Annotated in this window: 6 protein-coding genes; 2 read left to right on the plus strand and 4 right to left on the minus strand. The window is 69.9% G+C overall.

Annotated features, from left to right (window positions below):
* Positions 1-551: 551 nt before the first annotated feature.
* Positions 552-1547: a tryptophan--tRNA ligase gene (trpS, locus tag ACWDEW_RS48695; RefSeq protein ID WP_450522800.1), complete on the plus strand. Its 996-nt coding sequence runs from the start codon at positions 552-554 to the stop codon at positions 1545-1547.
* Between the two features lie 65 nt (positions 1548-1612).
* On the opposite strand, the gene proC is transcribed toward trpS, so the two are convergent.
* The 3 genes from proC to ACWDEW_RS48710 form a co-directional block, all read right to left on the minus strand.
* Entirely contained in the window at positions 1613-2422 is an 810-nt protein-coding gene (proC, locus tag ACWDEW_RS48700; protein WP_200717065.1) for a pyrroline-5-carboxylate reductase, read from the minus strand.
* Positions 2423-2502: 80 nt separating this feature from the next.
* On the minus strand, positions 2503-3294 hold the full coding sequence (locus ACWDEW_RS48705) for an ABC transporter permease (RefSeq protein ID WP_450522803.1): 792 nt from the start codon (positions 3292-3294) through the stop codon (positions 2503-2505).
* Complete coding sequence (locus ACWDEW_RS48710) at positions 3291-4088, minus strand: ABC transporter ATP-binding protein (protein ID WP_450522805.1); 798 nt, start codon at positions 4086-4088, stop codon at positions 3291-3293. The genes ACWDEW_RS48705 and ACWDEW_RS48710 overlap by 4 nt, the downstream gene beginning before the upstream one ends.
* Positions 4089-4437: 349 nt before the next feature.
* Here ACWDEW_RS48710 and ACWDEW_RS48715 point away from each other — a divergent pair, with 349 nt between their 5' ends.
* Positions 4438-5925, plus strand: a complete 1488-nt coding sequence (locus ACWDEW_RS48715) for a SulP family inorganic anion transporter (protein WP_450522807.1) — start codon at positions 4438-4440, stop codon at positions 5923-5925.
* On the opposite strand, the gene ACWDEW_RS48720 is transcribed toward ACWDEW_RS48715, so the two are convergent.
* Positions 5920-6702 carry a class I SAM-dependent methyltransferase gene (locus ACWDEW_RS48720; protein ID WP_450522809.1) on the minus strand — a complete coding sequence of 261 codons (783 nt, stop codon included), beginning with the start codon at positions 6700-6702 and terminating at the stop codon, positions 5920-5922. The two genes, ACWDEW_RS48715 and ACWDEW_RS48720, sit on opposite strands and share 6 nt — an antisense overlap.
* Positions 6703-7143 lie beyond the last annotated feature (441 nt).

The raw sequence follows: 7143 nt of genomic DNA on the forward strand, positions 1-7143 counted from the left end.
CCGGTCCCGATTTCCTCGGCGCTTTCCAGGTTCCCGCTTCCGCGTTTCCCTTTCCAGCGACTCCGACTCTACCAGACCCTTTCGGGCCTGACTCCCAGTCAGAGTGGGTTGCCATCCCGGCCGTTGGGCCGTTCCGACGAGTGAGACTTTAGCGGATTCCTGAGTCCCGAGCGAATCGGGGTGCGTCCTTTCGAACGCGGATTCCTCATTTCGCAAATACGCATGCCAATACACGCGACGACGGATCGTCGATTGTCTGTAGGTACTTGCGGAATGGCTGTCCGGGGACCGACCGGAGTCGACGCTCACGTCGGACAACTCGGAGAACACTACGTACGGGGTCGGGGCGTGTCAACTCCGCTCCGGAGAGCCTGGCAGAGGCGTACTCTGTGTGACGTGACTACACATACGTGCACCCAGCAGTGGTGGGCCGCCTGACGGCGGCCGTACACACGTATGTACTCAACGGCCGCCGCCTCGGCGGCCGTTCTTGTTTCTCCCTCCAGAGGGTGGGCCGGCCGGCGCGGCGGTCTCGACCAGGAGGTGGAGAGATGACACGGGTCTTCAGTGGGGTCAAGCCGACCGGGCACCTGACGCTGGGGAACTACCTGGGTGCCATTCGGCGCTGGGTCGACGTGGATCAGCGGCGGAGCGACGCCCTGTTCTGCGTGGTCGATCTGCACGCGCTGACCGTGGACCACGATCCGGCACGGGTGCGCAGGCTGACCCGGCAGGCGGCGACGCTGTTGCTGGCGGCGGGGCTGGATCCCGAGCTGTGCACCGTGTTCGTACAGAGTCATGTGGACGAGCACACCCGGCTGTCGTACGTCATGGAGTGTGTGGCCACCGACGGGGAGATGCGGCGGATGATCCAGTACAAGGAGAAGGCCGCGCGCGAGCGGGATCGGGGCGGGAGTGTGCGGCTGTCGTTGCTGACGTATCCCGTGCTGATGGCGGCGGACATCCTGGCGTACGGGACGGACGAGGTGCCGGTCGGGGACGACCAGACGCAGCATGTGGAGCTGGCCCGGGATCTCGCGGTCAGGTTCAACCAGCGGTACGGCCATACGTTCGTGGTCCCCCGGGCGACCCGGCCGGGGGTGGCGGCGCGGGTGATGAATCTGCAGGAGCCGACTTCGAAGATGGGGAAGTCGGACGACTCCGGGCCGGGGATCGTCTATCTGCTGGACGAGCCGGACGTCGTACGGAAGAAGGTCATGCGGGCCGTGACCGACAGCGGGGCGGGGGTCGTGTACGACCGGGAGGAGCGGCCGGGGGTCGCCAATCTGCTGGAGATCCTTGCCGCTTGCGAAGGTGGGAACCCCGAGGACTTGAGCGGTGTATATGAGTCGTACGGAGCGTTGAAGAAGGACACCGCGGAGGCTGTGGTCGAGCTGCTCAGGCCTTTGCAGGAGCGGCACAAGGCGTTGTGCGCGGATCCCGCTTATGTGGAAGGGGTGTTGCGGGATGGGGCGGAGAAGGCGAGAGGGATGGCAAAGCCGATGGTCGATACCGCGTATCGGGCCATCGGGCTTCTGCCTGCGTAGCCGTACGGCCTTCCGGCCGTTCCAGCTGTTCTTGCTGTCGTAGCTGTTCTTGCTGTCCTAGCTGTTCAGCTGTTTCCCGAGGCCAGTTCGCGGCTGCGGTCGCGGGCTGCCTCCAGGGCGGCGATGAGTGCGGCGCGTACGCCGTGGTTCTCCAGTTCGCGGATGGCGTTGATCGTCGTGCCGGCCGGCGAGGTGACGTTCTCGCGGAGCTTGACCGGGTGTTCGCCGCTGTCGCGGAGCATGACGGCGGCGCCGATCGCGGACTGGACGATGAGGTCGTGGGCCTTGTCGCGCGGCAGGCCGAGCAGGATGCCGGCGTCCGTCATGGCTTCGACCAGGTAGAAGAAGTACGCCGGGCCGGAGCCGGAGAGGGCGGTGCAGGCGTCCTGCTGGGACTCGGGGACGCGGAGCGTCTTGCCGACGGCGCCGAAGATCTCGTCGGCGTGCGCGAGATGGGCCTCGGTGGCGTGGCTGCCGGCGGAGATGACGGACATCGCCTCGTCGACGAGGGCAGGGGTGTTCGTCATGACCCGGACCACCGGAGTGCCCGCAGCGAGCCGCTCCTCGAAGAAGGAGGTGGGGATGCCCGCCGCGCCGCTGATGACCAGGCGGTCGGCGGGGAGGTGTGGGGCGAGTTCGTCGAGGAGGGTGCCCATGTCCTGCGGCTTCACCGTGAGGATCAGGGTGTCGGCGCTCTTCGCGGCCTCGGGGTTGGTGACCGGGGTGACTCCGTGGCGGGCTCGGAGTTCCTCGGCGCGCTCGGGGCGGCGGGCGGTGACCAGGAGGTCGGCCGGGGCCCAGCCCGCTCGGATCATTCCGCTGAGCAGGGCTTCGCCGATCTTGCCGGTGCCGAGGACTGCGACTTTCTGGGTCATGGGGTCATCCTCGCACCGGCGGTGGTGAGGAGTGGGGGCTGTCCGGCTGGCGGAACGGGGCATCCGGTACTCCTTCCCTTCTATGCCGTACGCCTCCTCAGTGTGGCCGCGCCCAGGCACAGCACCAGCAGGGCGCAGCCGGCCACGATCAGGACGTCCCTGACGAAGGTGGCGGTCATGTCCGTGTGCTTGAGGACCTCGTTCATGCCGTCGACCGCGTACGACATGGGGAGGACGTCGGAGATGGTCTCCAGGACGGGGTGCATTTCGGAGCGCGGGGTGAAGAGGCCGCAGAGGAGGAGCTGGGGGAAGATCACCGCCGGCATGAACTGGACGGCCTGGAACTCCGAGGCGGCGAAGGCCGAGACGAAGAGGCCGAGTGCGGTGCCGAGGAGGGCGTCGAGGAGGGCCACCAGGAGGAGGAGCCAGGGGCTGCCGATGACGTCGAGGCCGAGGAACCAGACGGCGAGGCCGGTGGCCAGGGCGGACTGGATGATCGCGAGGAAGCCGAAGGCGAGGGCGTAGCCCGCGATCAGGTCGCCCTTGCCCAGGGGCATGGCGAGGAGGCGTTCGAGAGTGCCGGAGGTGCGTTCGCGCAGGGTGGCGATCGACGTGACCAGGAACATCGTGATGAGCGGGAAGATGCCGAGGAGCGAGGCGCCGATGTTGTCGAAGGTGCGCGGGCTGCCGTCGAAGACGTAGCGCAGCAGGACGAGCATCAGGCACGGGATGAGGATCAGCAGCGCGATCGTGCGGGGGTCGTGGCGGAGCTGGCGCAGGACGCGGGCCGCGGTGGCGGTGGTGCGGGAGAGGCTGAGAGCTGTGGCGCGCGCGGTGGTTGGCGTGGCGGCTGTGGTGGTTGGCGTGCTCATCGGGTCGTCTCCTTCTGGCGGCCGGCGGCCACGGCCTCGTCGACCAGGTGCAGGAAGGCGGCTTCGACCGTGTCGGAGCCGGTGCGGGTGCGGAGGGCGTCGGGGGTGTCGTCGGCGAGGACCTCGCCCTCGCGCATCAGGAGGAGGCGGTGGCAGCGCTCGGCCTCGTCCATGACGTGGGAGGAGATGAGGAGGGTGGCGCCGCGGGAGGCGGCGATGTCGTGGAAGAGGGTCCACAGGTCGCGGCGGAGGACGGGGTCGAGGCCGACGGTGGGTTCGTCAAGGACGAGGAGTTCGGGGGTGCCGAGGAGCGCGACCGCCAGGGAGACACGGCTGCGCTGGCCGCCGGAGAGGTTGCCGGCGAGGGCGTCGGTGTGGGTGGTGAGGTCGACGTCGGTGAGGACGCGGTCGACTTCGTGGCGGCGGGTGGCGGCGGTCCGGCCGGGGTCGAGGATCGCGGCGAAGTAGTCGAGGTTCTGCCGGACCGTCAAGTCGTCGTAGACGGAGGGGGCTTGGGTGACGTAGCCGATGCGGGTACGGAGGGCGGGGTGGCCCGCGGGGCGGCCGAGGACGTTCAGGGTGCCGGTGACCTTGGCCTGGGTGCCGACGATCGAGCGCATGAGGGTCGACTTGCCGCAGCCGGAGGGGCCGAGCAGGCCGGTGATCTGGCCGCGCGGGACGGTGAAGTCGATGCCGCGCAGGACGGTGCGGGGGCCTCGGACGACGGTGAGGGCTTCGGCCTGGACGGCCGGGGCGGGGGTTGTGTCGGGTGGATCGACGTTGTAATTCATCATGTGATGAATAATGCTCCGGCAGGGCGGAGTCGTCAAGCGGATTCGGGGCACAGGCCGCCTGCGGCGCGGTCGCATGGGTCGTGAGTCGTGAGTCGTGGGCCATGGGACGGCGCAGGCGCGTGGGACGGCACAGGCGCACGGGTCGCGGGACGGCGCAGGCGCGTGGCGGCGTGATCGGAGTGAGGGGCTCCGGTCTGGGCGCCTCCGTGTTCACGGGGTGGTCACATGAATCCGGTGCGCGATCAACTCCCTTTCCCGACAATGGATTTCAGTTCGCCGTGCCCTCCCCCGGTGCGGCGCCCACGCATCTCCCGTCCGGCTTTGTCCTGTCTTCGGAGGTGCCGTTGTCATGCGTGTCATGGATGTCCTGGGTGTCATGCGCTGTGGTGTGAGCAGGGCCGATCTGTTCGCTTCGGTGGTCGTCTTTCTCGTCGCGCTCCCGCTGTGTGTGGGTGTGGCGATCGCCTCCGGGGTGCCGGCCGAGTTGGGACTGGTCACGGGGATCGTCGGCGGGCTGGTGGTCGGGGCGCTGCCCGGCAGCAGCCTCCAGGTGAGCGGTCCGGCCGCCGGGCTGACCGTGCTCGTGTACGAGGCCGTGCGGGCGTACGGGATCGAGGCGCTCGGGGTGCTGGTCTTCGCGGCCGGAGTGGTGCAGTTGGGGCTCGGGGTGCTGCGGCTCGGGCGCTGGTTCCGGGCGGTGTCGGTGGCCGTGGTGCAGGGGATGCTCGCCGGGATCGGGCTCGTGCTGGTCGCCGGGCAGGTGTACGCGCTCGGTGATGTGGCCGCGCCGGCGGACGGGCTCGGGAAGCTCGCCGGGCTGGTGTCGCTGCCGGGGCTGGTGGATCCGGTGGCGTTGTCAGTGGGCGGTGCCACCATTGCCGTACTGGTGCTCTGGCCCCGGTGGCGGCGCGGGGCTCGGCTGGTGCCGGCGCCGTTGGTGGCGGTGGGGCTGGCCACGGTGGTGACCGGGGTGTTCGACCTGGCGGTGCGGCGGGTGGAGGTGCGGGGGTTGCTCGGTGCCGTGCGGGTGCCGGGGTGGGGGGATTTCGGGCGGCTTACGGAAGTGGGGGTGATCGGGACGGTCGTCGCGTTCGCGTTGATCGCGTCGGCGGAGTCGTTGTTCGGCGCGGCGACGGTGGACCGGCTGCACCGGGGGCCGCGGACGGACTACGACCGGGAGTTGATCGCGCAGGGCGCGGGGAACGCGGTGTGCGGGGTTCTCGGGGCGTTGCCGATGACCGCGGTGATCGTACGGAGCGCGGCTGGGGGTGCCCCCTCTGGGGGAGTGCGGGCGGGCGCCAGGACCAAGGCGTCGCGAGTGCTGCACGGCGCGTGGCTGTTGCTGTTCACGGCGCTGCTGCCCGGGGTGCTGGGTCTGGTGCCGGTGGCGGCGCTGGCGGGGCTGCTGGTGCACGCCGGCTGCAGGCTCGTGCCGGTGCGGCAGGTGCGGGGGCTGTGGGCCGGGCACCGGGGTGAGGTGGTCGTGCTCGGGGTGACCGCGGTGGCGATCGTGGTGGGGAATCCGTTCGAGGGGGTGCTGGTCGGACTGGCGTTGGCGGTGGCGAAGACCGCGTGGGACATCAGCCATGTCCACGTGGAGACGGAGGACCTCGGCGACGCGGGGATCGTCGTACGGGTGCTGGGGCATGCGACGTTTCTGCGGCTGCCGAAGCTGCTGGACGCGTTGGAGGCGTTGCCGCACGACCGCGAAGTGCACCTGGAACTGGGCGGGTTGCGGCACGTGGACCACGCGTGCGCGGCGGCCCTGCAGGGGTGGGCCACCGCGCGGGGAGGGGCTGCCGACAGCCCTGTCGCCGAGGTGGTCACGGGGTCATGACGCGAGGGCTACGACGAGTTCCACGACGTAGGTCTCCTCCACGGTGCCGTCCGGGAATGCGGTGAGCAGGTGGTTTCGCTCCTCGGTGAGGAAGGCGTTGGTGCCTTCCTCACCCTGGACCAGGAAGACCGAGTGACTGCTGATGTTGGCCAGGTGGGTGTCGACCGGGACGCGGCGGCTCCAGCGGACCCTTCGGTGGGCGAAGTCGAGTCGGCCGGTGGGGTCGGCGAACGCGGTGTGCAGGCCGCTGCCGTTCTGCTTCACGACGCGGTCGATGCCGAAGTGGATCCTGATGCGTTCCGACTGCTCGGCGATCCACGGGACGTCGACGGCGCTGGTGTTCCACCACAGGGCGAGCGCGCCGCCCGGGCGCAGTACGCGCAGGGCCTCCGGGACCGACTTGGTGGTGTCGGTCCAGTGCCAGGCCTGGGCGTAGGTGAGGAAGTCGGCGCAGTTGTCCGTGAGGGGGAGGGCGTCGCCGGTGCCCCGGACGAGCGAGACGTCGGGAAGGCTGCGGCGGAACTGGGCCGCCATGCCCTCGCCGGGTTCGATCGCGATCACGTCGGCGCCTCGGGCGTGCAGGAGGGCGGTCGCGATACCGGTGCCGGCTCCGACGTCCGCGACACGGGCACCGGCGAGGGGGTGGCCGGCCAGTTCCTCGATGGCATCGAAGAGGGCGGGCGGGTAGGAGGGGCGGTTCTCGGCGTACTGGGCCGCGGCGGCGTTGAAGGAGTGGGCTCGGGCGGTGTGCGAGGGCGGCTTCGACGAAGTGGTCATACGGCCATGGTTACCGGGGTGGGTGCAGGGTGCAGGTGGATTTTGGTGAGAGATGGGGTGGGGGGGAAGAGAGGCGGGCAGAAGTGGGGGTGACGCGAAGGCGGGGTCGGGAGCGTGGCTCGGTCGGCCGGGGTGCGGGGCCGGGGTTGCCGGGGGCAGGGCCTGGGCTGACGGGGGGCAGGCGTAACAGGCCCGGAAGCGAAACCGCGAACAGCAGGCCTCGAACCGCAAGCCGCAGACCGGCGACCGGCGACCGCAAGGTGTAGGCCGGAGACCGCAAGGTGTAGGCCTCAAGCCGCAGACCGCAGCCGCAAGCCGCAAGCCGCGAACTGCAAACCGCCCAGGACCGCGTCATCGGCTCGAAGCGAAGCCGCCGGCTGCTGTGTGGGTCAGGACGTTGGTGACGGCGCATAGTGGTGGGCAAGATCGGTGGCGAGGTCG

This window comes from Streptomyces sp. NPDC001100, from assembly GCF_053598575.1.

Coding starts and splice junctions, on each gene's coding strand:
- trpS (WP_450522800.1), top strand. CDS start 552: ATGACACGGGTCTTCAGTGGGGTCAAGCCGACCGGGCACCTGACGCTG.
- proC (WP_200717065.1), bottom strand. CDS start 2,422: ATGACCCAGAAAGTCGCAGTCCTCGGCACCGGCAAGATCGGCGAAGCC.
- ACWDEW_RS48705 (WP_450522803.1), bottom strand. CDS start 3,294: ATGAGCACGCCAACCACCACAGCCGCCACGCCAACCACCGCGCGCGCC.
- ACWDEW_RS48710 (WP_450522805.1), bottom strand. CDS start 4,088: ATGATGAATTACAACGTCGATCCACCCGACACAACCCCCGCCCCGGCC.
- ACWDEW_RS48715 (WP_450522807.1), top strand. CDS start 4,438: ATGCGTGTCATGGATGTCCTGGGTGTCATGCGCTGTGGTGTGAGCAGG.
- ACWDEW_RS48720 (WP_450522809.1), bottom strand. CDS start 6,702: ATGACCACTTCGTCGAAGCCGCCCTCGCACACCGCCCGAGCCCACTCC.